Genomic DNA, 25,073 nt, shown 5'->3' on the forward strand with positions numbered 1-25,073 from the left:
TTATTCGTCCTCCTTCAGTTCTTTAACTCCGTCTCCTGCCTTGCATACATAAAAGCTGGCTTCCAGCCCTGTACGGGTCTGATAAGCTTCGCCGACTTCCTTCACAAACCGTTCCACATCGTCCTCATGAACCAGTGAAACCGTACAGCCCCCAAATCCGGCTCCCGTCATACGCGAGCCCAGCGTGCCGGGAATACGTCTTGCTTCTTCCACCATTACATCCAGCTCCGTACAGCTGACCTCATACAGATCGCGTAGCGAATCATGTGAAGCGTTCATCAACTGTCCAAAGGCTGCAAGATCATTCGCCGCAAGGGCATCGACAGAAGCCAGAACACGAGCGTTTTCCTCCACCACATGCTGTGCCCGGCGGCGTACCGTTTCATCCGCAATATAATGCTGGAGCTCACCGAAGCGGGCTTCATCCAGCTGAGCGAGATATTCCAGCGACGGCTCCTGCTGCTGCAATATCGACAACGCCTCGGCGCATTGGCTGCGACGCTCGTTATAGGCTGAGTCTACCAGCCCACGACGTTTGTTCGTATTGCCAATGATCAGCTTATAAACACCCGTACGGAAAGGCACCGTGCGGTACTCCAGCGTATCGCACATCAGCAGAATCGCATGATCAGCCGCACCGTTCGCTACGGCGAACTGATCCATAATGCCGCAATTGACGCCTACATAATTGTTTTCTGCCCGCTGGGACAACAGCGCAATTTCAACCGTGTCTGTTGCCTGCTTTTCGGCAGTGAGCAGCGCGTAGCCTGTTACGACCTCAATGGAAGCAGATGATGACAATCCGGCACCATTCGGTATTTCTCCATGATAGAGCAGGTCGTATCCGCTAGACGGATAAACTCCCTTTTCAGCCAGCTCCACCAGCACACCCACCGGATAGTCCACCCATTCGTCCGTCTTGTTGTTACCTATTTCTCCTCGCGGTATGGACACTTCATATGACAGGTTTGTCGAAGCAAAATGAATTTCATCATCATTTCGTGCACGAAGAATCAGCGTTGTACCGAATTCCAGTGCAGCCGGGAGTACATAACCACCGTTGTAGTCGATATGCTCCCCAATCAAATTGACACGCCCGGGAGCATGAAATATCCGCAGCTCATGGCTGCTTTCACCATATTTGTCGATAAAGCGTTTCTTTATTTCAGTAGTGTTCATATCCGCATCCACCTCATCACCGTTAGTAAAGGCTCCCTGACTTCCCTGTAACAAACTTAATCAGGATGGCACTTCTTATGATTTCAGTATAAATGAAAGCGTCAAACAATGTAATGCATCCATGTGTTAAAGATATGGATAAATGTGACTTGGATATGTACAATGTAAGTATACCGCATCTATTAAACCATTCACAAATCTAGGAAGGATGACCAGATTTGCAAACGCATTCATATAGTTATGCCGTGGCCTCCAATCCGGTCTTTTATGAAAACAGCCTGCTGCACGTGCTTTTTGCCGGGGAGAGCCAAACCAAATCCGGTCATGCTGTCGGGCCGAAGCTCTATGATTACTATCTACTCCATTTCGTAGAATCGGGAAAAGGCATCTTCCGAACAGAGCAGCACGCATATCAGCTTGAAAAAAACGATTTTTTCCTGATCCATCCCGGCCAGCTTGTAAGCTACACCTCCGATGAAGAGGAACCGTGGCGGTATCGCTGGTCTGCGTTTACAGGACAGCATACCGAACAGATGGTGCAGGAAGCAGGGCTACACGTGCATCAGCCTGTCTTCCACGCTTCCAGTGAGAGCCTGATCCCCGGCTATTTGGAGCAGATGCAGTTAGCCTTTTACAGCCGAAAATTCAGCTCGCATCTTGCAGCCCTTGGCTACCTGTATCTGATCATGGGGGAAGCGGGTAATCATTTAAGCGACTGGTCTGACCCGACCGGGGCGGATTCGCAAATTCGGCGGACGGTCAAGCAGATGGTTCAATATATGTCCACTCAATACGCGCATCCCGTTTCTATCGAACAAATGTCCGAAGGACTTGGCTATAACCGTGCGTATTTGTCACGCATATTCAAGAAGGAAACAGGCGTCTCCCCTGTTACCTATCTGCTCAAGCTGCGAATTGACAAGTCTCGCCAACTGCTACGCGAGCGTCCCGAGCTTTCGGTGGAGCAGGTGGCCGCTTCGGTGGGATTGACCGACGCTTTGTATTTCTCGCGTCAATTCAAGCGCTTCTGCGGTCAGTCGCCAACCCAGTATCGAAGCAAGGTTCAGCAATATCCGCTTCCTGCTCCGTCTGATGATTAATCCTCAGTTGCAGCATAGGCAACGACCAATCCGTATGGTTCGGAACATGGCAAACAGCCCGCATCCTTCAACGATGTGGGCTGTCGCGTGTATATTGGGTATGAGAAATTGCACGTTATACCGATGATGATGGAATAGCTTTTGGGCTTTATGCTGTGCCGCCGTCCTGTCCGTTCCCGGCATTCAGAATCGAATCAATCCGATCCAGCTCTTCCTGTGAAAAGTCCAGATTGGACAAGGCAGCAACGTTTTCCTCAATTTGGCTCACACGGCTTGCCCCAATCAGAGCAGAGGTTAAGCGACCGCCGCGCAGAGACCAGGCAAGTGAAAATTGGGCCAAGCTTTGTCCGCGTGCAGCCGCCATCTGATTCAAGGCGCGCACCTTACGGAGCATTTCTGGCGTCACATGGTTCTCATTTAAGAAAACAGACGTACTCGCCGCCCGTGAATCCTCGGGAATTCCGTTCAAATATTTATTGGTCAGCAATCCCTGAGCCAGTGGGCAAAAGGCAATACTGCCGATCCCATTTTCGTCCAGCACATCCTGCAAGCCGTTTTCAATCCAGCGGTCGAGCAGAGAATATTTTGGCTGATGAATCAGCATCGGTGTTCCCAGTTCCTTCAAAATACGAGCGGCTTCTGCCGTTTGCTCCGCACTATAATTAGACACGCCCACATACAACGCCTTGCCGGAACGTACGATATGATCCAGAGCCTGCATTGTTTCTTCCAGCGGCGTATCAGGATCAAAGCGGTGGGAGTAGAATATGTCGACATAATCCAGCCCCAGCCGCTTCAAGCTCTGATCCAGACTGGATATCACATACTTGCGTGAGCCCCATTCACCATAAGGTCCCGGCCACATATAGTAACCCGCCTTGGTCGAAATGACCATCTCATCCCGATACGGCTTCAAATCACTAGCCATCACTTGTCCGAAAAATTCCTCTGCCGAACCGGCAGGAGGACCATAGTTATTGGCCAGATCAAAATGCGTAATCCCCAGATCAAAGGAGCGGGTAACCATGTTACGACCGTTCTCCGCATTGTTAATCCCGCCAAAATTGTGCCACAAGCCCAGTGAAATGGCAGGAAGCTTAAGGCCCAATCTCCCTGTGCGGTTATATTTCATGCTTTCATAACGATCATCGCCAGCCAAATAAACCATGCTATCCCAGCCTCTCTCGAAACAATGTTATGTCCATTACAACATCATCATAGCGCTTTTATCCGGTCGTTGACAAGAAAACGATTACAAACCCAATTGATTTCCGAGTTCTCCCATAACCTTGCCGATGGGATCGGTCATCAGGAGATCCGCCTTGTGATCATACGAGGTGGGGTCTGTATTGAGCAGCACCGTATGTTTACCGTGAAAATAAGTAATCAGCCCCGCCGCAGGATGCACCGTCAGCGAGGTTCCTCCAATTAACAGCAGATCGGCCTGCGAGATAGCCTGAATGGACCGGACAAGCGTATCCTGATCCAGCTCTTCCTCGTATAAAACGACATCCGGTTTGATAATCCCACCATCTACCGGACATTTGGGCACTACCTCGGAGCTGTCCATCACTTCGTTCAGACTGTAAAAGCGCCCGCACTCCATACAATGGTTGCGATGCACCGAGCCGTGAAGTTCCAGCACATTTACACTGCCTGCGGCCTGATGCAAGCCGTCAATGTTTTGCGTCACGACTGCTTTGAGGCGGCCTTGCTGTTCCAGTGACGCAAGGAAACGATGGCAGCCGTTCGGCTCTGCATCCGGATGCAGCATTTTGCTCCGGTAGAAGCCGAAGAATACTTCAGGATGCTTCACAAAAAAGGAACGGCTAAGCATAACCTCCGGGGGATAAGGCAATTTTTCCTCACTCTGATACAGACCAGCCGCCGAACGAAAATCCGGGATACCGCTCTCCGTCGACGTACCCGCCCCACCGAAAAAAACAATGTTTTGTGATTGCTGTATCCAATCAGCCAACGTTTTTACTTTGTCCATGTTTCACGCACCTCCAGCTCTTCATATCCGTGGACGATGATGTCCGCATCCAGCAAATGACCGGAACGTTCCGGCTCTGGCGCAAATCCGATGGCCCGCCGCACCCCGGCACGCTTGCCCATCTGCATATCCCCGTTGCTGTCTCCGATGACAACTACATCCGCTGGTGACAGTCCCAGCAAGGAGCAAGCTTTTTCAGCCATCTCCGGGTCCGGCTTACCGTATGTAACCCTGTCGTGTCCGATGACCTCGTCAAAATATGACGTCAGCCCCATCCACTCCAGGTGCTCCTGCGCAGCCTCTGTACTGTCAGAGGTCACAACTGCCAGCTTCAATCCGGCACGGCGGCTTTGCTCCAGTAGCGTCCGTAAGCCCGGAAACACCTTCGCTGCCCGATGTCGCCGCACATCAGCCATCGCCGTTTTGTTAAAATCCCGAACCAGCCTTACTGCTTCATTCCATGGTACACCGGCAGTATAAAGCTGCCAAGCCAGTACGCCCGTGCTTTCATCCACTGTCCCCATCGCCAGCGGGCCGGAAGGATCATAGCCGATCACGTGCCCCTCAGGGTCGTGGATCGTACCCAGAATGCTGCCTTTTTCCACCGTAAAATCTGTACCTGCCACGGCAAGATACTGTTCCAGCATCTCCAGTATAGAACGGGCCCAGGGACCCCACAACTGAATAAAATCCAGCAGTGTGCCATCCTTGTCCAATAAAATGCCACGGCATGGAAACCGCTGTCCCTGAACGACTAACTCAGACATGCAGCCCACCTCCTCATTACTGTTTTTTTGGAGCTGAATCTACACTCTCTTTCATCCAGTCCTGCAAGGCTGAAACCGTCTGATTCCATTGCTCGGCTGGGCTAATTTTCGCTGGGTTATCCCCCTTTTGGGCTCCGTAGCTGCCGAATTGGGCATGATTGCCGCCCTCAACTGTAAAATACAGCGTATTGGCTGGTAGATAAGCTCTTCCACTCTGAACACTTTCCATTTTAATAACTCCATCATCACTTCCAAGCAGGGAAATGACCGGCAGATTTTTATCCTTCAAATTACCCTTATTGTCTGGGTAGGAAGCAAGGAAAAATACGCCCTTGACCTGATCGGGATGTGCAGCGGCATAACGGGCTGCTATAACACCACCTAACGAATGGCCTCCAATCACAAAAGCTTCTTTCGGATATGCCTTCAGTACCTCACCCGCCAAATCCGGGGAAGTCAATGCAAGATTCAGCGGCATTTTTGCAATGATCACATGATGACCCTTTTCCGCCAGACGGCGGGCCAAAGGAGCATAACTTTCGGGCTTCACCAACGCACCCGGATACAAAATAACTCCAGCACCATTTCTTTTTGCAGGCTCAAAACCAACCCAATGCTCCTGTTCGTTCACCTTTACAGCATCGGCTGCTTCTGCTAATGCCGCAGTGGCCGTGTTGTCAGGCTGATAGGGCGTTAATACCTTCCATGCTCCCCAGCCTGCGATTAGCACAATGACAATCAGGATACCCAAAAGAATTTTCCATATTTTCCGGGGACCGCGTGTCCCATATGAGCTGTATGATCTTCTCGTTCTTCTTCTCATTTTAAATGTTCCTTTCGTATTTCTTACCTCGTGATTCATGACTTGTGGATGAAATTTTTTTGCTGCGCAAATCAGCTTATCTATAGCCTTGTTAGGGTACCATCGTTGCGCACACAGGGTCAAATAAGAAGACATTTCCAGACATTAGCCCTGTCTTTTCCCCCTGTTCAAGCTTCCGCCACATATTAAGGACATGATAGCGCTTACTGTTGTGAATAAAATCACAATGATAAGGCTCAGAGTATCGTACCTTGTTCCTTGTAAGGATTATTTTATACAGAGTTTACTCGGCTGAGTGCCGTTCGGAGGGAATTACATGACGACAAGCCATGACATACAAGGAGAAAGCTTCTTTCTCAATTTGCGCTTTATGCTGATCATATGCGTATTTGCAGGCAATGCTCTGGAGCCATTGGTCGGCTCGCTTCACATCGCCCAACAATGGTTTAGCTGGATATTCATGTTTCATATGCCGTTGTTCGTGCTCGTTACAGGATACTTTGCCAAAACATCGTTAGTTGGGTCCGCAGGCCGGAAAGTCTTGCTTCAGATCGGTATGCAATATCTTATTTTCCAAACCCTCTATTCAATATTGGATGCTGTACTCTTCCATGTCCCTCATATTCATCATTCTTTTTTTGCACCTTATTTGTTGCTCTGGTTCCTTGCCAGTCATATTTGCTGGAGACTGATGATGCTTGCTTTCCAGGGAATGCCGCCTGTTGTCCAAATAGGTATCTCCGTGCTGCTGGGTATCCTTGTCGGGTATCTACCAGTGGATGGCATCTGGCTCAGCATAAGCAGAACCTTTGTTTATTTACCCTTTTTCGTAGCAGGGTATCATCTGCATTATGCAGATGTTCGTCGCTTCTTCACGACTCCAGTTCGTGTGATCGCAGGCGTTGTATCCCTTCTGCTTATGGTACTGGCGGGAACGTCATACTACGGCATTCCGGCAGGCTGGCTGTATGGCAGCATGACTTATAGTGAACTGGGCCATACCGAATGGTATGCGGGGATTTACCGCATTGGCCTTTACGGAGTGCAATTCATAGCGGCCATTGCGTTTCTGAGCTTTGTTCCAGCCGTCACTGGACGTATAACTGAAATGGGGCGGCGGACATTATACGTCTTTTTACTTCACGGTCTGATTGTCCGCACCACTGTTGCCAAGGGAATTTACGATTATATAGACACTCCGATAGAAGTGATGCTGATTGTAGCGTGTGCTGCGGGTCTGTGCTGTCTGCTGACTCTGCCTTGGGTGCGGAATGCAACACATCCTTTAATTGAGCCACGGGTCGACTGGATGCTTAAACCGTCTCCTTACCTTTTTAAACGATCCGCATAACTTTTTATGTCCATTCTGATTCAAGTATCTGCACGCGACAATCCACTATTAGACGAAAAATCAGGCGGACCCTGACCCTCTTTACTTAGCAAAGGGCCTGTTTCATCAAGGCGTGATGTGGTAAGTAAAGGATGCGCGCAACAAAAAACAACTTTTCATAAAGGAGTGATTTGTCATGGCACGTAATCAGGATCAGGGTAAAATGAGTCGCGAAGAGGCAGGTCGTATGGGTGGAGAAGCTACATCCAAGAAGCACAATAAGGAATTTTACCAGGAGATTGGTAAAAAAGGCGGTCAAGCCACTGCTAACTCCCATGATAAAGAATTTTATCAGGAAATTGGTAAACGCGGCGGCGATGCTACGGCAGAGTCCCATGACAAAGATTTTTACAGGGGCATTGGACGCAAAGGCGGCAGAAATTAATGTGCAGTACCACATAAAACACCCTTCATCACTTTAAAAGCAAGCTCACGCCCATCCCGCTTATTGCGGAGTGGGCTTTTTCATATTTGGCCGACATCACAAAAATCCAATCGATTACTTTCTATATATGTAGAAAAAAGCTCACATCTATGATAGACTCTTTAGAAAACATCTGCGCTATTACGGCGTCCATTGAACGCCATACTATTTTTATACTTTGGGGGGAAACCAGCATCATGACAGCTAAGACGAAAATGCGTTCCGATATGATTAAAAAAGGCTTTGACCGCGCTCCTCACCGCAGCTTGCTGCGCGCAGCGGGTGTCAAGGAAGAAGATTTTGACAAACCGTTTATTGCGGTATGCAACTCGTATATTGATATCGTACCGGGTCACGTCCATTTGCAGGAATTCGGCAAAATTGTCAAGCAAGCCATTCGTGAGGCAGGCGGTGTACCTTTCGAGTTTAACACCATCGGTGTAGATGACGGTATTGCCATGGGACACATCGGTATGCGTTATTCTCTGCCGAGCCGTGAAATTATTGCCGACTCTCTGGAAACTGTCGTTTCCGCTCACTGGTTTGACGGCATGGTTTGTATTCCTAACTGTGATAAAATTACCCCTGGCATGATGATGGGCGCATTGCGCGTGAACATTCCGACTATTTTCGTCAGCGGCGGCCCCATGAAAGCTGGTAAAGACAAGAACGGGCGCTCCATCTCCCTGACCTCCGTCTTCGAAGGCGTAGGTGCATATCAGGCTGGTAAAATCGACGATCAAAGCCTGCTGGAATTAGAACAATACGGCTGTCCAACTTGCGGCTCTTGCTCAGGTATGTTCACAGCGAACTCCATGAACTGTCTCGCAGAAGCGATGGGTCTGGCTATGCCTGGTAACGGCACCATTCTCGCAGTAGCGGAAGAACGTAAAGAATTCGTCAAACAATCTGCACGTCAATTGATGGAATTGATCAAGCTGGACCTGAAACCGCGTGATATCGTGACTAAAGAAGCTATTGACAACGCATTTGCGCTGGACATGGCAATGGGTGGCTCTACCAATACAGTATTGCACACATTGGCACTGGCTCATGAAGCTGAAGTAGACTACCCTATCGAACGGATTAATGAAGTGGCGAACCGCGTACCTCATTTGTCCAAATTAGCACCTGCTTCCGACTATCATATCGAGGATGTTCATAATGCAGGCGGCGTAAGCGCAGTGTTGAATGAACTTCTGAAGAAACCGGGCGCGCTGCATGGTGACTGTATTACCGTAACCGGAAAAACACTTCGTGAAAATGTAGAGGGGCAGGAAATTCTGGATACCAATGTTATCCACAAGCTGGACAACCCTCATTCCGAACGCGGCGGTTTGGCTGTATTGTTCGGTAATCTGGCACCGCAAGGCTCCATCATTAAAGTCGGTGCAGTTGATCCGTCTGTTGGTGGCTATCACAAAGGCCCTGCCATCTGCTTTGATTCACAGGAAGATGCGCTGGCTGGCATCGCAAACGGTAAAATCGCAGAAGGTCACGTTGTTGTTATCCGTTATGAAGGTCCTAAAGGTGGACCGGGTATGCCTGAAATGCTCGCTCCAACTTCGCAAATCGTCGGTATGGGACTTGGTGCCAAGGTCGGTCTGATCACAGACGGACGCTTCTCAGGCGCATCCCGTGGTATCTCCATCGGTCACATTTCCCCCGAAGCAGCAGAAGGTGGCCCTATCGCTTTTGTTGAGGACGGGGATATTATCGAGCTGGATCTGAACAATCGTACGATTGAACTGCAAATTAGTGATGAAGAATTTGAACGTCGTCGCGCAAACTGGAAAGGCTTCGAACCGAAGGTTAAAACAGGCTACCTGGCGCGCTACTCCAAGCTGGTGACCAATGCAAGCAACGGCGGTATTATGAAAATCTAATCCTTATTATGATATGGTTTAAAAACGAATAAACAAAAGCCTCCTGAACACCCTGATCACAGGGGTTGGGAGGCTTTTTTAGCGTTAATTCAACTATTTGATCTCGTATCCGCTACTTGATGAGGCACTGACCGTATCCTGAATAGGGCTAGCTTCATCGGTCACTCCGCTGTGGAGAACATGAGCAGCGTCCCGTGAATCTGTTGTGCTTTGGCCTTGACCCGTATGGTATGAATCTCCTGTCCAAAAACGGTCAAACAGAGTATCAATCGGCATCACAATCATCTTTGGCACCATAACGTCCCTTTTTTCATTCAACTGCTCTGGGCCGGAAGGATGCATAACACTAAATAACAGTTTTAAATATAGGGTTGACACTATCCTGAACAGTCCCTTGGGAAGATCTCGTATCTGGAAACCCAGCTTCTCCGGTCCCCGGTTAATCATACTCACTGCATAGATGGCCTTAATACCGTTCATTTTGGGATCATCTGCAATTCGGCAAGCGAGATCAGGAAGCTGTCGTTTAACAATCCGAATCAGTTGAATAGCCAAATGCACCATAGACTTGGCGGTTGTGCCTAATTGAAACAGCATTTTATTATCAAAATGTAGCTCGACGATGGCGTCCCCTTTTTCCAGCCATCTGCCGTTCTCCATATTCACATTTGGCCCATGATAGATACTTCGACGGTAGTAAAAGATCGTATCCTCCTTGCGCACCGGACGCAAACGGAACAAGGCGTGAAATAGCCGCTCATACAGCAACCATCCGAATACCAACGTTCTTTTAAACCAGCCCGTACTGGATATTTCGGTCGTAGCAGGTCTGCTGGCAGACTGACGACAAAATAAAGTATCGACACGTACGCTGCGCAGCTTCCGTTCTTGGGCAACCACCAGCAGCTTCTCCAGCGCAATCAGCATATTTTGCGGAGCACCTGCGTCTGCCCCCAATGTTGTACCACAATCATGGAGCAGCATCACCTCGCCACCCCTCAGTTTTTTGAGCATCCGCTCAGCCAACTGTTTTGCTTCGATGCTTGCCTTCCAGTCCCCGAACATGGAGGACCATAATACGATTCGGAGACCATTCGAGTTGGAAATATCAAAGAAATTCACAATTCCCCATGGTGGGCGGTAAAAGGTCGTTCCCTCCCCGGTTACCCGGCGAATCACTGCCTCTGTCCGGGCAATCTGTCTTCTGACCGTGACGGGCCGCATAAGCCAATTCGATTTGTGCACATAATTATGAATACCGATCAAGTGACCTTCGTCATGCATGCGTTTCAAAAGCTCCGGGTGTTTTTCCGCATGCATGCCTACAACAAAAAAAGTAGCCTTGGCATCAAAACGTTTCAGCAAATCAAGCAACTGCGGGGTATACACCGGATCAGGACCATCATCGAAGGTGAGCGCATACTCTTGCTCACTTTTGCCCCGCCGGAACACCCGGAATCCAAACATTCGACTGACCAGCGCCGGAATAAAAGCATAAAAAGTTGAAATGTAAAACATCCATAACAGCAAAGTCTGCACGTTTTATCCCCACTTTTCTATTTCTGGACTACCAAGCAGGCTTCCTGAGGAAAACTCACTTACTTATATGTTATCACAAAGACGTAAGCGTGCCGAGATTTTGCTGCATTCTTTCTTGAGCATAACAATCAATTACTGGTCTAACCCGATGCTGCTCTAGGCGGTTATACTGCTGCTCTTGATTCTGTACTTTGCACACCTATACAAGCGCATTGAGATCCAATTTAGTGTACAATAGATAAAAATCTTAAAGGAGTCGTTATATACATATGTTACCATTGTATAAAAAATATTGGCGGACCGTTTTTGATATCGGCCTGATTGTATTAACCGTGTATTTAATTATGCTCGTATCCAGTAAGCTGTATCAACTCGCAGCCCCTGTGTTCCTGTCGTTCGTTGTGTTTTGGTGCATTGAGCCTGTGGCCCGTTATTTCAACCGCAAAGGTATGAAGAAGCCCTTCGCTTCCGCGCTCTCCGTTTTGCTGTTTATCATCCTTTTACTCGCTATTTTTTTTGGATTGGGTCTGATTCTCGTTACGCAATTTACGAAAGTGGCGCAAAATCTCCCACAATATACCCAAATTATCCAAACGGAATTCACGCGGTATCTTCATCTTTCCCAAGATAAAATTGCTGCTTTGCCACCAGGGATTACCGAACGTGTTAACGAATATTTTGAAACTGCGACCGCCATTGCCACCAAATGGGCACAATTGGGGTTATCCTTTTTCATACAGTTTCTCAGCTCCTTCACTGTCTTTATGGGTAACTTTGCAGTTGCCATTATTTTAGCTTTCTTTTTAAGTATGGAGATCAATCTCTGGAAGGGCATTGCCCGTAGTAAAACACCCAAGACGCTTAAAACCGCTTATCTTTTTCTGAAAAATCATGTACTCAAAGCAATTTCAGCCTTTCTAAAGGCACAAGCCATGCTGGTAGGGATTACCTTTATTCTCGTATTTATAGGTTTACTCATTTTGCAGGTGGATAATGCCCTGTCGTTGGCTCTTGTGGCGGCTTTGTTTGATATTTTGCCCCTGCTGGGTGTACCTGTTATTTTTATTCCGTGGGCAGTCTATTTGTTCATCACGGGCAACACCGGCCTGGCTGTAGGGCTACTCATTGTCATGGCAGTTGCGGTAATCGTCCGCCAGCTCGCAGAGCCTAAAATCACCGGTAATTCCATCGGCGTTTCATCCGCTTATCTGATGCTTTCCTTTGCCATCATCTCGTTGTCGATCTTCGGATTGGCCGGGTTGATCCTGTCTCCAATCCTGATCATTTTACTGAAGGAATTATGGCAGCAAGGCTATTTGCAGCAATGGATTCGATTTCCGACAGAAGAATTCGAGGAGCCTCCTTTTATCATCAAAATTCAGGAGGAAGATCGTGTAGCTTCTCGTGGGACCGAGGAAAATTGAGCTAAAAGGTCCATCACTTGACCGAACAGTGCTGTTGCCTGATTCGCAGAATGCTGTGGCGCATTTTGTACCAGGACGGCAACGGCATAACGAGGGTGCTCCACCGGGCCATACCCGATAAACCATTGGTGATTCACGGCTTGACCATCCTTTAGAGCCTGAGCTGTGCCCGATTTTCCAGCCAGATGCCACGACTTGCCACGCAAGGATGCACCCGTGCCGTGGGCTACAACCTTTTCCATCGCTTCGCGAAGCGTAAGAGCTGTGGAAGCGTGAATCGGATGGCTCCCTTCGGGTGATGGAGAAGCGTGAGCTGGCAGATCCAGCAACGTGCCACCGTCCGCATAGCTGATGTGCTTCACCAGCCGTGGAGCATGCACCTGACCATTATGCAGCAATGTCACGATGAGATTGGCGGCTTGAAGGGGCGTGACCAGCACGTCTCGCTGACCGATAGCTGTCTGGACGCGCACACCCGGATCAGTCACATTTGTAAGGGAGCCGAATACGGCTCCCTTTTCTTCGTGATCCAACGGACTGAACTGCGACATGCCTGCAAGATTCCGCTCCTGCCAGCCGACGGTCCGGCTTAATCCGAGCGCAGAGGCTGTGGCCTGAATTTGGGCAGGGCTAAGCCGTTCACCCAGATGAGCGAACACAATATTACAGGATACGGCGAGCCCTTCCTCCAGGTTCAGAGCGCCGTGTCCTTCTTTTTTCCAGCATGCCAAACCATACTTCCCATAGGTCCCATGACAATGGAATTGCTCCTTCGGTTGGACTACCCCCGATTCAAGCGCAGCAGCCGCCGTAACAAGCTTGAAAATGGAGCCTGGCGTCACCGCCTTGAGGGCGCGATTAGACCAGCCTGTAGTCTGCTGCGGATCGACGCGACCAGGGTTATAAAAGGGACGAGACACCATCGCCAGTACATCAGCGTTCCCTGCATCCAGCACAACCGCTGCCCCTTCTTCCAGATGATTGGTTTCCGTCAGCTTTTCAAGCTGCTGCTGTAATGGAAGATCAATTGTCGTCTGGACCTGTAGAGGATAGTGATCATTGGATGGCACACTGACCCGTAACGGCACATGAGCCAGCGGACGGCGCTGCGCATCCACAAACCGGGAAACGAACGTTTCACCGACACCGCTCAGCAGCGGCTCCAGTGTTCTTTCCAGCCCGGCTGCCCCGGTCGGCAGTTGACCCGGTCGGTCTGGTCGTTCATACAGGAAGCCAAGCCACTGCTTGCCATTGGGTACATTGTTGTAGCGTGTCGAATACGGGACAAGCTCTACCAGAGAAGGTGCGAGGCTAAGCAATTTATCCGCTTCATCCGGCTTGATTTGCAGGGGTTCTCCACGCCCGTCTCGCCATAAGAACGGGGATTGCAGCCCCCTCCATCGAGCCAGCAGCTCTTTCTTGTTTGTCCGCAACAGCTTGGCAAGCTGTTCTCCGTGCAGGGCTGTTTTACCGTCCACATCAGGAAAAAGCACAGGTGTCCATGCCACGCTCCCAGTTAATGGGCGTCCGTACCGATCCGTAAATTGCCCCCGCCCCGAGTCGATTGCAATTCCCTCCTGTCGCTGTCGTACAGACATTTCCTTGAGCGAATGCCCTCCGTAAGCGGACCTGTGGATACCTGCCGTCCCCTGTATCCAGACCAGCCGCAATAGCAAAAGGAGTAGCAATGCCGTAATGCTCAATGCCGTATATGCAATTCGACGTTTTCGAATGAAATTGCTGCCACGCCTCGGCACACGCATCCTTCTTTCATCTTTTTTCCAGTAGTATGTCCTGTAATTGTTTTTTCCAATCTGTATACTATATGGCATATCATTTTGTTGAAAAGGAAAAACCACTCAAGCTTGAGAAGCCGAGTGGTTGTTTATTGACCTTGCCTTCACGATTCTTTACGAATTAAACCCAACAGGCTTTAGTGATGATAACCAACAGAATAAAGAGTACCAAAATTGCACCCGTAGAAGTCCACATGCCGCAACCACCTTCAAATCCACCCATGGCTCGATCCCTCCTTTGATGTGTAGTACACTTCAGCATATGTAGAAGATTACTCAAGGACAGGGCATTCAGGCAAACAAATAAGGCTCTACCAGTACAACGCAGTAGAGCCCACAATGTTATAAGAGAAATGTTTTCAAGACGATCACTAACAAAATAAACAGTGTCAGGATAGCAGCTATTGATGTCCACACTCCTCCGAAGCCTCTTTCCATTTCCCCCACAAGAACGCCTCCTTTGTTTTAACGTACTGTATAGGCTATGCAAGGTCTTGGCTAAGGAAAGGGCTTCTGGGTAAACAATAAATTCATATAACACGATAATCCTCAAACGCCAGCAAGCTCTACAATTTATGGATACGCACGTCCTTACACTGTAAACCGTGAAAGCTGCTCCTTCAAATTGACCGATACCCCTTCCAGCTTATCAGACAATCCTACCAGCTGATTCCCGATATTTGCCTGCTCGATGCTGAGAGAAGCGACTTCCTGCGAAGTGGCGGAGGACTGTTCCGCTACCGCGCTCACACTGGTCATCGCCTCCGACAAGATCGCCTGCGATTCGCTCAGCTCCTGAATAGATGAGGTAACCGTGCCCAATCGAAGCGCGAATTCTCCCATTTGCTGCTGTACCGATTGGAAAATGTCCGTCGTCTCCTGTACGGCTCCCATCTGCTGTCGGAACAGTGGGTATACCTCCGATAACGCCTGAACCGTCTCATTCATCTCGCCGACGATGTTATTAATAATTCCCGTCGCGGTGCGAATGGCTTGACGTGATTGTTCAGCCAACTGACGAACCTCATTGGCCACCACCATAAATCCGCGACCTGCCGTTCCGGCCCTTGCCGCTTCAATCGTAGCATTCAACGATAAAATATTCGTTTGCTTCGCAATATCCTGTAGCACATCCAGCACCTTGAAGACATCGGAGGTCGTCTCCTTCAGCTTGTCTACTTTACTCACAAGCGCATGCGTTGTTTCCTCCGTAACCTTGGTCTTACCCAGAAGGTTTTTCAACTGAACCGTTCCTTGTTCACTGGATTGCTCAACCTCCTGTGCGACCTTGCTCATTTCATGGTTCGAAGCTATAACCGTATCCATTTGCTGTGATATGTTTCCGGTCAGTCCGCTGCCACGTTCAGCCTCTGTCGCCAAACTGGCGGAGCCGTGAGCAATTTCCTCAGTAGCCGCTGCAATTTCCTTGGCTGAGATGGCTGTCTTCTTCGAAGCATCACTGAGTTCCGTCGCTGTATCCAGCACCTCTTGGGCTGAAACATTCGTCTGATCTACCAGCAAAGTAATCTGCTCCATCATCGTATCAAAGCTTACAGACAACTGCCCGATTTCATCCTGCGCGTTGTAGTTGGTACGAACTTGCAGATTGCCTTTGGCTCCTTCCAGCATCAGATCCTTTAAATGCGTTAAAGGGAGAGCCACAAGGCGCACCATAAACAAACCGATGAACAACGCGATCAGTGCCGCCACTGTAGCAAAAATCCAGGTCGTCGTTAAAATCCCTTCGGCATCTTTAACCAGCGCAGATACAGGTACGACACCCAGGAGAATCCATTTGGAGGTGCCCAGCGTATTATGCACGGCCAGTACATTTTGCACTTTCCCATTTGCTGACTGCTCCAAAATTTGATTTCCTTCAATCCCCTGGAGCTGTGAAACGTAATCCAGCTTTTGTTTCCCTCCAGCCAGAGCCTCAATGTTGGAGCCTATAAAAACGCCATCCTGTGTAATAAGGCTAATCATACTGCCCGCACCCAGATCAATACTCTTCAACTGATCATCCACGGCACTCGACTTCAAATCCATGACCAGAACGTAAGTACCGCCCAAGCCGGACATGCTGTTCATGGAACGAGCTAGACGAAACGTCTTGCTGCCATTTTCATTTAATTGTGTAGGCAACCAGACGATCCCTTTATTTTTTAAAATATCCTTGAACCATGCCTCCTGTCGTACGTCCTTTTGTGTTCCTGTGCCCATAGCAGGCAGATCCGTCTGTTCAGGATACAGATAAAGCGAATCAATTTCCTTGTTTGTAAATGCAATATTCGTTAACTTTTTGTTTACTTCACCCATAGCGACAAACGAATCAAACGAATTTTTCTCCTGCTTTGCCGCCTTTTGTAGCTGATCACTTAATTCAGTATCAAAAAACACCTGTGTCGAGGTATCTTGAAAGCGTTCCAAAATGATATCCAGCTTCTCTGCCGTTTGTTGAACCGTTTGCTGGTATGCGGTAGCTGCATTTTGTTCAATTGTGTTTTTGGCTTTATAATATGAAATCATTCCCAGACTGATCACAAACAACATAATCGCTGTAAAAAAGATCAAAAACAGCTTCATACCTACCGAACGAACCGGATTATAGTTTTTGACCAAATGCATAAAATCCTTACTGTACTTTTCCGGCTTGAGTAAGCGCTTTAAATTGTATGCGCCTACACGAGTAGCCTTAGCCAACCAGGGAACAACCTTCGAAGACGTCTCCACTGCTTTGTCTCCTTTAGCCGTTGTCGCCTTGCTGCCCTTGATACCTTTAATGATAGCCGTTTTTTTTGCTTGCTTCTTCGTTGTATTCCCCTCTTTTTTCAAAAAACCCATCTCTCTCACCTACCACCCTATAATTAGTTTCCTGATCCACGTATCCGTTATGTATCTATTATCTATATCATATCTATCGGAACTATTCGACAAGGAATGTAGCTTTCCTTTCAACTCCCACTAAATTTTGTGAAACTTTTTTCCTAGAAAAGTATTCAAAAAAAAGCCCCTCCAACCGATAGGAGAGGCTTTTGAATCTTTTTATCCAAGACTTAAGACTTAATTACTTCTTTTTACGCATCATGTCAAAATAAGATACAGGCTGGTCTACCTGCATTTTAATCCGTTGAAGCGGGTGACGGGCAGCATCCAGTTCGTTGCCTTCTTCATCCCAGATCGTTCCGACTGTTTGTTTAAAAAACGTTCCGTTCGGACCAAAAAATTCAATTTCATGTCCCGGTTTAAAATGGTTACGCTGTTGAATGGTAGCTATACCACTCTCAGCATCGTAGTCCATGACCAGTCCGGCAAAATCATAAGGGACTGCTTTTTCTTCTGGCTCATAAATATGATCCTCATGATCTGGTGTATCGTAGAAAAATCCTGTATTCAGCGGACGATTGGCCGCCTTGTTAATTTCATCAATCCATTCGGGCTTGAGCACATAATTTTCAGGATCAGCCATATAGGAATCAATCGCTTGACGATAGACATTTACAACCGTAGCCACATAGTGAATGGACTTCATACGTCCCTCTACTTTGAAGCTATCCACACCGACATCAATCAGATCAGGGACATTTTCAATCATGCAAAGGTCCTTAGAGCCCATGGAAAAAGCATTATCATTTTCCTCAAACAATGGAAGCTGATTTACACCAAGCTGGAATTGCTTCAGCACATTACTATCCTGCGCCTCTTCCTCAGATATCCACACCTCGTCTTGACGGACATCCTCAAACAGATCGTACTTCCAGCGGCAGGACTGACAGCAGCCCCCACGATTGGAATCCCGGTCTGTAAAGTGATTGGACAGCACGCAACGACCGGAAAATGAAGAGCACATCGCACCATGGACAAAGGCTTCGATTTCGATGTCCACATGCTTTTTAATTTCTTCAATTTCCTCGAGGCTGGTCTCACGGCCCAATACCACACGCGGTAATCCTTCATTCTTCCAGAACTTTACCGCCTGCCAGTTCAACGTCGATTGCTGGGTGCTCAAATGCACTTCCAGCTCCGGCACTGTACGCAATGCCACAGATACAATCGCAGGATCAGCGACGATGACAGCATGAATCCCCGCCTTGTGCAAATTACGCAGGTATTCTTCAATCCCCGCAATATCCTCATTGTGCGCATAAATGTTGGTAGCAACAATAACTTTGGCACCATATTTTTTTGCAAACTCTACGCCTTCCCGCATTTCCTCAAAGCTGAAATTATCGGCATTGGATCGCAGACCGTATTTTTGTCCACCAATGTACACGGCATCCGCGCCATAGTGAATAGCGAACTTCAGCTTTTCCAGATTTCCGGCAGGAGCCAGCAGCTCCGGCTTATCCAGACGATTCCGCTTGCCCATATACTTTCTCGTTTTGGTCATCGTTCCCATGACGTTCCCCCCTCTGTGTACTCATTTTCAAATTAATAAACCTGTTCTTTATAGAAAAATCCGAAGGACAGTTCCCGTTCAGGATCTTGAAGACGGCGAACCTCATCCAGCCAGCTTTCATCATAAGCGTAAGCGTCCGAATCGGCTGTAAAGGTATCCATCGCCTTGCGATAAGCACGAACGACCGCCGCGTTATAAGCCGTAGGCTTCAACAAGCCCTCGATCTTAAAGCTGTGCACGCCTGCCTCCATCAAAATATGCAGGTCCTCCATAATACAAAAATCATCCGAGCTCATAATATGTGTTCCGTTGATATCCTCATAAATCGGAAACTTCTCGTCCTGCCGCTCTGCTTCGATCAAAAACAAGCCGCGCTCTCTGCCCAGATCACCTTCCACCGGACGTCCCTGATGCAGCATATAGCTTTGTACAAGCTTGCGCTTGGAATGATAAATATTGGTCATGCCATGTACCTGAACCTGGGCCTCCATGTTCAGCTTGGGCACCATTTCCGTAATTTCGTCCATACTGAGCTCACGGGCCAAAATGACACGCGAAGCCCCCTTCTCCCCCCAATAGTTGGCGGTTGCGAAGTTGGTGGAAATCATTTCACCGTTCCAGAACAGCTTCAGATGAGGCGCGTATTCCTTCACCGCCATTAATACGGCCGGATCATTGAACTCAATGGCATCTACGCCGCATTCAGCAAGCGTCTGCACATATTCGGGAAGAAACGGCAACAGCTCGTTCGTCATCAAATTGGTCATGGACACATACACCTGGGCCGCATGCTTCCGAGCCTCTTCCACAACCTCACGGATTTGATTCGGTGTAAAATGTCCCGGTAACCGCATCCCAAAGCGGTCATCTCCAATAAGTAATGCGCTCGCTCCAGCCTCCAGCATTTGACGGGCATCCTCCAGAGAGCTGGCAGTTACCAATAGTTCGGGTTTGTAAGCCATAGGCTCACCTCCTAATTTGTCTTACGGTTGCTTACCTGAATATTATGCAAATGTTCTTTATATGTCTTGGCAAACAAATGTCCGTGTGTTCCGTCTTTTTTGGTCACATAAAATAAATAATCCGTAGCATCCGGCTGCAAAGCCGCCACCACTGATTTCAGACTGGGGCTTGCAATCGGCCCCGGTGGAAGTCCCTGATGCAAATACGTATTATATGGGCTTTCTACAGCTAAATCCTTGTAGTACAGCCGTTCCTTTTGCTTGTCCAGCATATATTGAACGGTAGCGTCAATTTCCAGCTTCTTATCCTGCTTGAGCCGGTTATAAATAACGCCAGCCACGACAGGCCGTTCATTATCCACAACGACCTCGCGCTCCACCAGAGAAGCAACCGTCAGCAGTTGATGCAGTGTTTCGCCCCGCTGTTTCAGCTTGGCATTCAAATCGGGAACGGTATCCAGACGTTTTTGCGTCTGTTCCAGCATCGCCTGTATAATATCTTTGGTCGTACTGCCCTTTTTCAGCTCATAGGTTTCCGGGAAAAGATAGCCTTCCAGCGCATAGCGAAGCCCCGCCTGCTTTGGAATGTCCCGCACGAGCGCGACGTCAAAAGCGGACGGATCGTTGGCCAGCTGCAAAAATTGCTGCCGGTCTGCCAGTCCTTCCATTTGCAGCTTATCAGCCATCTGTCTGATCGTAAATCCTTCCGGTATCGTAAAACGGATCATTTCCTCTTTCACAACATCTCCTGCCGAGAGCTTGGCAATCAGCTGATCGAAGGTAACACCGGGCTGAGCCTCATATTTTCCGGCCTTAAATGTGCTGCCTTGCTGTTTGAATTTAAGATAAGCCTTAAACACGAGCGCATTACGTATGAGTCCCTTTTGCTCCAGTGTATCTGCTATAGCGGATGTACCCGTTCCCTTCACTACTGTAAATGCAACCGGCTGCGTCTTCGTCTGGACAGGCTGCATGGCATTCCAAATATAGAGAGTTGCTCCGCCTGCTATGATCACAATCAACAGAAGCAACGTAACTAACGTCGTCCTTCGCTTCAATTCCACCCAACTCCTTCACAGCCAAAAAGGGCGGACTGGTCCGCCCTTTCAGGTTTGATCTCCTCGTTATCCAGACCTTACAGCTCTTCCGGCAGTGTGCATTCATCATACAGCTCGGAAATATCTTCCCACTCATCGTCATCCTCAATCGTGGTGATGGAAATTTCACCTTCCGGGGATGGGCTCACATGATACAGCTCATGCTCGCCTTCAGCAGCTCCAGGTTTACGCAATACGGCGTACCGTTGCTCTCCTACCTTGAACTCTGCTTCCAGTTCCATGCGTACCGCACGGCCCTGTTCATCCTGTAGCTCTACATCGCCGCCGAACGCTTCCTTCAAATCAGAGGTCCAGCTCAGGTCTTCACGTGAATAGTTCGTCATTTCCCGTCTTCCTCGTCCTCTTCTTCCACAAATGTATTAAAGGTCTCTTCAACGATTTCCCATTCGGCATCGTCTTGGATCACAAACAATTTAATATCATCGCCTTCTTCCTCGTAACGGAAGGCGTACACATCGGACTCGTCCGCTTCAGGGTCCACTGGCGCAACCATCATGTACTTCGCTTCGGAACCGTCTACCTCAAACTTCATAATGACCTCGAACTCTTCCTCGTTGCCCTCGTCATCGGCAATGTAAATAATTTCCGGCTCTTCTTCCATACCCACTTGATTTTCAGCCATTACGAAATCCCCCTCACCTTGTACTGTGTGCGTCCAAATAGTTTTGCAAGATCAGGCTTGCGGCCAGTTTGTCTACCACCTGCTTGCGTTTTTTTCGGCTGACGTCGGCCTCCAGGAGCGTGCGCTCTGCCGAACGCGTCGTCAGCCGTTCATCCCAAAGGTGAACGGGTAAACCCAGTAACTCCTTGAGTCGGTTAGCAAACTCTATGCAAATCTCACCGCGTGGACCCACGGTACCGTTCATGTTTTTCGGCAAGCCTACTACAACCTCGCCGACCTCATTGTCACGGACCAGATTTGCAATCTTACCGAACTCACTGTCGTCACCGCGTCGTTCTATGACTTCCAATCCTTGGGCGGTCCAGCCGAAGGCATCACTTACGGCGACCCCAATTCGGCGGTCCCCGTAATCCAATCCCATTACTTTCATGCCTGTCTCCTAACGGTGCTTGGCCAGATAGAAACGAACCAGCTCTTCAATCAATTCATCGCGTTCTTTTTTGCGTACCAGGCTTCTGGCATTATTATGCCGTGGCACATAAGCCGGATCTCCTGACAACAAATACCCGACAATCTGATTAATCGGATTGTATTCTTTTTCCACCAAAGCATCATATACGGTCAACAAAATCTCCTGAGCAGAAGCTTCCTTCTCATCCGCCTTGACATTAAATTTGACCGTTTTGTCCATGGAATCCACTGTTGACACCTCGCTTCCACAAAACATGTGTACATGTTTATGCCAGCTTATTCTTATACATCATACCATAAGCAGAGCCCTTCAAGGAAATGTCTAAGTCCGGTTTTTTCCAAAATTCCGCAAAAATCATCGAACTTTATCCTTGAGAAGCCGCCACTACCAATTCACGGGCGCGCACGAGCGCTTCGTCCAGCTTGCTGGCATCCTTGCCTCCGGCTTGCGCCATATCCGGACGACCACCCCCACCACCGCCACATACCGCAGCGATTTCCTTCACAAGCTTGCCTGCATGAAGCCCAGCCTTGGTATGCTCTGCCGGTACAGCTACGACAAAATTGACTTTGTCGTCCATCGCAGCCCCGAGCACCAGCACAGCAGCCGGAAGCTTGCCTTTCAGCTCATCGGCAATCGCACGCAGCGCATCCATACTGGAAGCCTGCACGCGTGCAGCCAACAGCTGCACTCCGCCAGCTTGCACGACCTGATCGGTCAGCTGACCCGCTTCAATAACACTCAGCTTGCTTTGCAGCGATTCATTTTCACGACTGAGGTCTTTAATTTGCTGCTGCAAGGATTCGATGCGTTTTGGCACCTCGGACAGCTTGGACTTCATCAGACCTGCTGATACTTTTAGCAGCTCCAACTGACTTTCCATATATTCAAAGCCAACGCGTCCGGTCACCGCTTCAATCCGGCGAACACCCGATCCGATGCCGCTCTCGCTGACAAGCTTGAACAGTCCGATTTGTGAGGTGTTGCTCACATGACAGCCGCCGCACAGCTCAATGCTGTAATCGCCTACCTTGACGACACGAACGATATCTCCATATTTTTCACCGAACAGCGCCATCGCTCCAAGAGCCTTGGCTTCATCAATCGGTTTCAGTTCAATATTAACATCCAGTTGGCTCCAGATGGCACGGTTTACCCGCAGCTCAATATCCGCCAGCTCTTCTGGTGTAATGCTTCCAAAATGGGAGAAGTCAAAACGCAGACGCCCAGGCTCTACCAAAGAACCCGCCTGATTGACATGGTCACCCAGTACTTCCTTAAGCGCTTTGTGAAGCAAATGCGTAGCGGTATGATTTTTTTCAATTTCACCGCGAGATGCTTGGTCTACTTCCGCTTTCACCGTATCGCCAACGTTCAGCTCACCGGCTTCGACGACGACCTGATGTACATGTTGGCCTTGAGGTGCCTTGAACAGTCCTTCGACCTTCGCCGTTACCGTACCCCCGCGCAGCAAGCCATGGTCACTAACCTGTCCGCCGCTTTCAGCATAAAAAGGAGTCACGTCCAGCACAACCTGACAAGTCTGTCCTTCACTAACACTATCCACCAGCACATCTTCATATACAATAGCCACAATTTTAGACTCGGTTACAAGGTCATTATATCCAACAAAATCGCTTTTAACCGCCAGGTCAGACAAGGCTCCACCCTGAATCTTCATGCTGGCATTGTCCTGATGAGCGTCACGCGCACGTTGCCGTTGCTCCTGCATCGCTTCATCAAAGCCTTCACGGTCTACTTTTAAGCCTTGCTCGTCCGCATAATCCTCCGTGAGATCGAATGGGAAACCATACGTATCATACAGTTTAAAAGCGTCTGCTCCACTGATGACCTCGCGACCTTCCGCTTTTGCCTGAGCACTGATATCAGCCAAAATAGCTAATCCGTCCGTTAGCGTTTCGTGGAAGCGTTCCTCTTCTGTTTTGATCACCTTGATGATGAAATCACGCTTGTCCACCACCTCAGGGTAGTACACACCCATGACATCCCCCACCGTTTCCACCAGTTCAAACATAAATGGACGGTTCATGCCCAGCATTTTTCCGTAACGCACAGCACGGCGTAGCAAACGACGGATAACATAACCACGGCCTTCGTTGGAAGGCAGTACACCGTCACCAATCGCAAAAGCTACGGTACGAATATGGTCGGCAATCACTTTGAGAGCCACATCGCTGTCCACATTTTCGTTATATTTAACCCCTGCCATAGCGGCTGTTTTCTGAATGATCGGTTGGAAAATATCCGTATCGAAGTTGGAATCCACATTTTGCAAAATGGATGCAAAACGCTCCAATCCGGCGCCTGTATCAATATTTTTGTTCGGAAGCGGCGTGTAGCTGCCATCCTTGTTATGGTTGAATTGTGAGAATACGAGGTTCCATACTTCCAGATAACGCTCGTTTTCCCCGCCCGGGTACATTTCAGGGTCCGTCATGTCGCTGCCGTAAGCTTCGCCGCGATCATAAAAAATTTCCGTACAAGGTCCACAAGGGCCTTCGCCGATATCCCAGAAGTTTTCTTCCAGTTTGATGATACGTTCAGCAGGAAGCCCCACCTTTTCGTTCCACAGCTTGTACGCCTCTTCATCCTCAGGATACACGGTTACAGCCAGACGCTCCGGGTCAAAGCCGATCCACTTCGGATCCGTCAGAAACTCCCACGCCCACACAATGGCTTCTTCCTTAAAATAGTCGCCAATCGAAAAATTACCGAGCATCTCGAAAAAGGTGTGGTGACGGCGCGTTTTGCCGACATTTTCAATGTCATTCGTGCGAATACATTTTTGCGAATTGGCGATACGCGGATTTTCGGGCTTCACCCGTCCGTCAAAATAAGGTTTAAGCGGCGCCATACCCGCATTAATCCACAGCAGGGAAGGATCTTTATGCGGAACAAGCGGTGCGCTTGGTTCAATCACATGTCCCTTACTTTCAAAAAACTCCAGCCATTTGGAGCGGATTTCACTAGCTTTCATTTAAGTAGCCTCCTAATTATGGTGTCGCTTGTACTTGGCACAGGCCATAAAAAACAGAAAAACGCCCCTGAACGGATCAGGGACGATTGTATCGCGGTACCACCCTGGTTATCGTCGTCCCCTCTGTACGAAATGCTACATGCGCAAGCTGCACACTCAGGCATCTGATTAACGGACGAGC

General features: G+C 48.8%; 22 protein-coding genes. 5 read left to right on the forward strand and 17 right to left on the reverse strand.

From position 1 onward, the window contains the following. Complete coding sequence (locus tag AC0WRU_RS18240; protein WP_476125841.1) at nucleotides 1–1,179, reverse strand: galactokinase; 1,179 nt, start codon at nucleotides 1,177–1,179, stop codon at nucleotides 1–3. A 218-nt stretch (nucleotides 1,180–1,397) separates the two neighbouring features. Between AC0WRU_RS18240 and AC0WRU_RS18245 the strand changes: the two genes are divergently transcribed. Then, nucleotides 1,398–2,279, forward strand: coding sequence for a helix-turn-helix domain-containing protein (locus tag AC0WRU_RS18245; protein WP_476125842.1), 882 nt, complete (start codon nucleotides 1,398–1,400; stop codon nucleotides 2,277–2,279). A gap of 148 nt (nucleotides 2,280–2,427) precedes the next feature. Here AC0WRU_RS18245 and mgrA read toward each other — a convergent pair whose 3' ends face one another. From mgrA to AC0WRU_RS18265, 4 genes are all read right to left on the reverse strand, one after another. Further along, the gene (gene mgrA, locus AC0WRU_RS18250; protein WP_476125843.1) at nucleotides 2,428–3,447 is read right to left on the reverse strand and encodes an L-glyceraldehyde 3-phosphate reductase; all 1,020 of its coding nucleotides are present in this window, start codon (nucleotides 3,445–3,447) and stop codon (nucleotides 2,428–2,430) included. An 84-nt stretch (nucleotides 3,448–3,531) separates the two neighbouring features. Then, complete coding sequence (locus AC0WRU_RS18255) at nucleotides 3,532–4,275, reverse strand: NAD-dependent protein deacylase (RefSeq protein ID WP_476125844.1); 744 nt, start codon at nucleotides 4,273–4,275, stop codon at nucleotides 3,532–3,534. Beyond that, nucleotides 4,263–5,042, reverse strand: coding sequence for an HAD family hydrolase (locus tag AC0WRU_RS18260; RefSeq protein WP_476125845.1), 780 nt, complete (start codon nucleotides 5,040–5,042; stop codon nucleotides 4,263–4,265). The genes AC0WRU_RS18255 and AC0WRU_RS18260 overlap by 13 nt, the downstream gene beginning before the upstream one ends. A gap of 16 nt (nucleotides 5,043–5,058) precedes the next feature. After that, on the reverse strand, nucleotides 5,059–5,865 hold the full coding sequence (locus tag AC0WRU_RS18265) for an alpha/beta fold hydrolase (protein WP_476125846.1): 807 nt from the start codon (nucleotides 5,863–5,865) through the stop codon (nucleotides 5,059–5,061). A 316-nt stretch (nucleotides 5,866–6,181) separates the two neighbouring features. Between AC0WRU_RS18265 and AC0WRU_RS18270 the strand changes: the two genes are divergently transcribed. The 3 genes from AC0WRU_RS18270 to ilvD all read left to right on the forward strand — a co-directional run bounded on the left by AC0WRU_RS18270 (nucleotide 6,182) and on the right by ilvD (nucleotide 9,565). After that, the gene (locus tag AC0WRU_RS18270; RefSeq protein ID WP_476125847.1) at nucleotides 6,182–7,216 is read left to right on the forward strand and encodes an acyltransferase family protein; all 1,035 of its coding nucleotides are present in this window, start codon (nucleotides 6,182–6,184) and stop codon (nucleotides 7,214–7,216) included. Nucleotides 7,217–7,391: 175 nt separating this feature from the next. Beyond that, nucleotides 7,392–7,640: a KGG domain-containing protein gene (locus AC0WRU_RS18275; protein ID WP_476125848.1), complete on the forward strand. Its 249-nt coding sequence runs from the start codon at nucleotides 7,392–7,394 to the stop codon at nucleotides 7,638–7,640. 236 nt (nucleotides 7,641–7,876) lie between these two features. After that, entirely contained in the window at nucleotides 7,877–9,565 is a 1,689-nt protein-coding gene (gene ilvD / locus AC0WRU_RS18280; RefSeq protein WP_476125849.1) for a dihydroxy-acid dehydratase, read from the forward strand. A gap of 93 nt (nucleotides 9,566–9,658) precedes the next feature. Here ilvD and AC0WRU_RS18285 read toward each other — a convergent pair whose 3' ends face one another. Beyond that, nucleotides 9,659–11,104, reverse strand: coding sequence for a polysaccharide deacetylase family protein (locus AC0WRU_RS18285; protein WP_476125850.1), 1,446 nt, complete (start codon nucleotides 11,102–11,104; stop codon nucleotides 9,659–9,661). A gap of 269 nt (nucleotides 11,105–11,373) precedes the next feature. Here AC0WRU_RS18285 and AC0WRU_RS18290 point away from each other — a divergent pair, with 269 nt between their 5' ends. Then, a complete protein-coding gene (locus AC0WRU_RS18290; RefSeq protein WP_476125851.1) occupies nucleotides 11,374–12,528 on the forward strand; it encodes an AI-2E family transporter in 1,155 nt (384 codons plus the stop codon). On the opposite strand, the gene AC0WRU_RS18295 is transcribed toward AC0WRU_RS18290, so the two are convergent. From AC0WRU_RS18295 to alaS, 11 genes are all read right to left on the reverse strand, one after another. Next, nucleotides 12,483–14,291: a peptidoglycan D,D-transpeptidase FtsI family protein gene (locus tag AC0WRU_RS18295; protein ID WP_476125852.1), complete on the reverse strand. Its 1,809-nt coding sequence runs from the start codon at nucleotides 14,289–14,291 to the stop codon at nucleotides 12,483–12,485. The two genes, AC0WRU_RS18290 and AC0WRU_RS18295, sit on opposite strands and share 46 nt — an antisense overlap. A gap of 154 nt (nucleotides 14,292–14,445) precedes the next feature. After that, entirely contained in the window at nucleotides 14,446–14,547 is a 102-nt protein-coding gene (locus AC0WRU_RS18300; RefSeq protein ID WP_476125853.1) for a YjcZ family sporulation protein, read from the reverse strand. Nucleotides 14,548–14,915: 368 nt separating this feature from the next. Beyond that, a complete protein-coding gene (locus AC0WRU_RS18305) occupies nucleotides 14,916–17,165 on the reverse strand; it encodes a methyl-accepting chemotaxis protein (protein WP_476125854.1) in 2,250 nt (749 codons plus the stop codon). A 223-nt stretch (nucleotides 17,166–17,388) separates the two neighbouring features. Continuing rightward, nucleotides 17,389–18,720, reverse strand: coding sequence for a peptidase U32 family protein (locus tag AC0WRU_RS18310; protein WP_476125855.1), 1,332 nt, complete (start codon nucleotides 18,718–18,720; stop codon nucleotides 17,389–17,391). A 32-nt stretch (nucleotides 18,721–18,752) separates the two neighbouring features. Beyond that, nucleotides 18,753–19,682, reverse strand: a complete 930-nt coding sequence (locus tag AC0WRU_RS18315) for a peptidase U32 family protein (protein WP_476125856.1) — start codon at nucleotides 19,680–19,682, stop codon at nucleotides 18,753–18,755. Between the two features lie 11 nt (nucleotides 19,683–19,693). Beyond that, nucleotides 19,694–20,740, reverse strand: coding sequence for an endolytic transglycosylase MltG (gene mltG, locus AC0WRU_RS18320; protein WP_476125857.1), 1,047 nt, complete (start codon nucleotides 20,738–20,740; stop codon nucleotides 19,694–19,696). 77 nt (nucleotides 20,741–20,817) lie between these two features. After that, on the reverse strand, nucleotides 20,818–21,123 hold the full coding sequence (locus AC0WRU_RS18325) for a DUF1292 domain-containing protein (RefSeq protein WP_025682192.1): 306 nt from the start codon (nucleotides 21,121–21,123) through the stop codon (nucleotides 20,818–20,820). Then, the gene (locus AC0WRU_RS18330; protein WP_025682191.1) at nucleotides 21,120–21,422 is read right to left on the reverse strand and encodes a DUF1292 domain-containing protein; all 303 of its coding nucleotides are present in this window, start codon (nucleotides 21,420–21,422) and stop codon (nucleotides 21,120–21,122) included. The genes AC0WRU_RS18325 and AC0WRU_RS18330 overlap by 4 nt, the downstream gene beginning before the upstream one ends. Before the next feature lie 13 nt (nucleotides 21,423–21,435). Next, nucleotides 21,436–21,852, reverse strand: a complete 417-nt coding sequence (ruvX, locus tag AC0WRU_RS18335) for a Holliday junction resolvase RuvX (protein WP_014282932.1) — start codon at nucleotides 21,850–21,852, stop codon at nucleotides 21,436–21,438. 9 nt (nucleotides 21,853–21,861) lie between these two features. Further along, complete coding sequence (locus AC0WRU_RS18340) at nucleotides 21,862–22,122, reverse strand: IreB family regulatory phosphoprotein (protein WP_007431624.1); 261 nt, start codon at nucleotides 22,120–22,122, stop codon at nucleotides 21,862–21,864. Nucleotides 22,123–22,258: 136 nt separating this feature from the next. Next, nucleotides 22,259–24,892 carry an alanine--tRNA ligase gene (gene alaS, locus AC0WRU_RS18345; protein ID WP_476125858.1) on the reverse strand — a complete coding sequence of 878 codons (2,634 nt, stop codon included), beginning with the start codon at nucleotides 24,890–24,892 and terminating at the stop codon, nucleotides 22,259–22,261. Nucleotides 24,893–25,073: the final 181 nt, after the last annotated feature.

The sequence above is a fragment of the Paenibacillus sp. 1-8 genome (assembly GCF_056316205.1).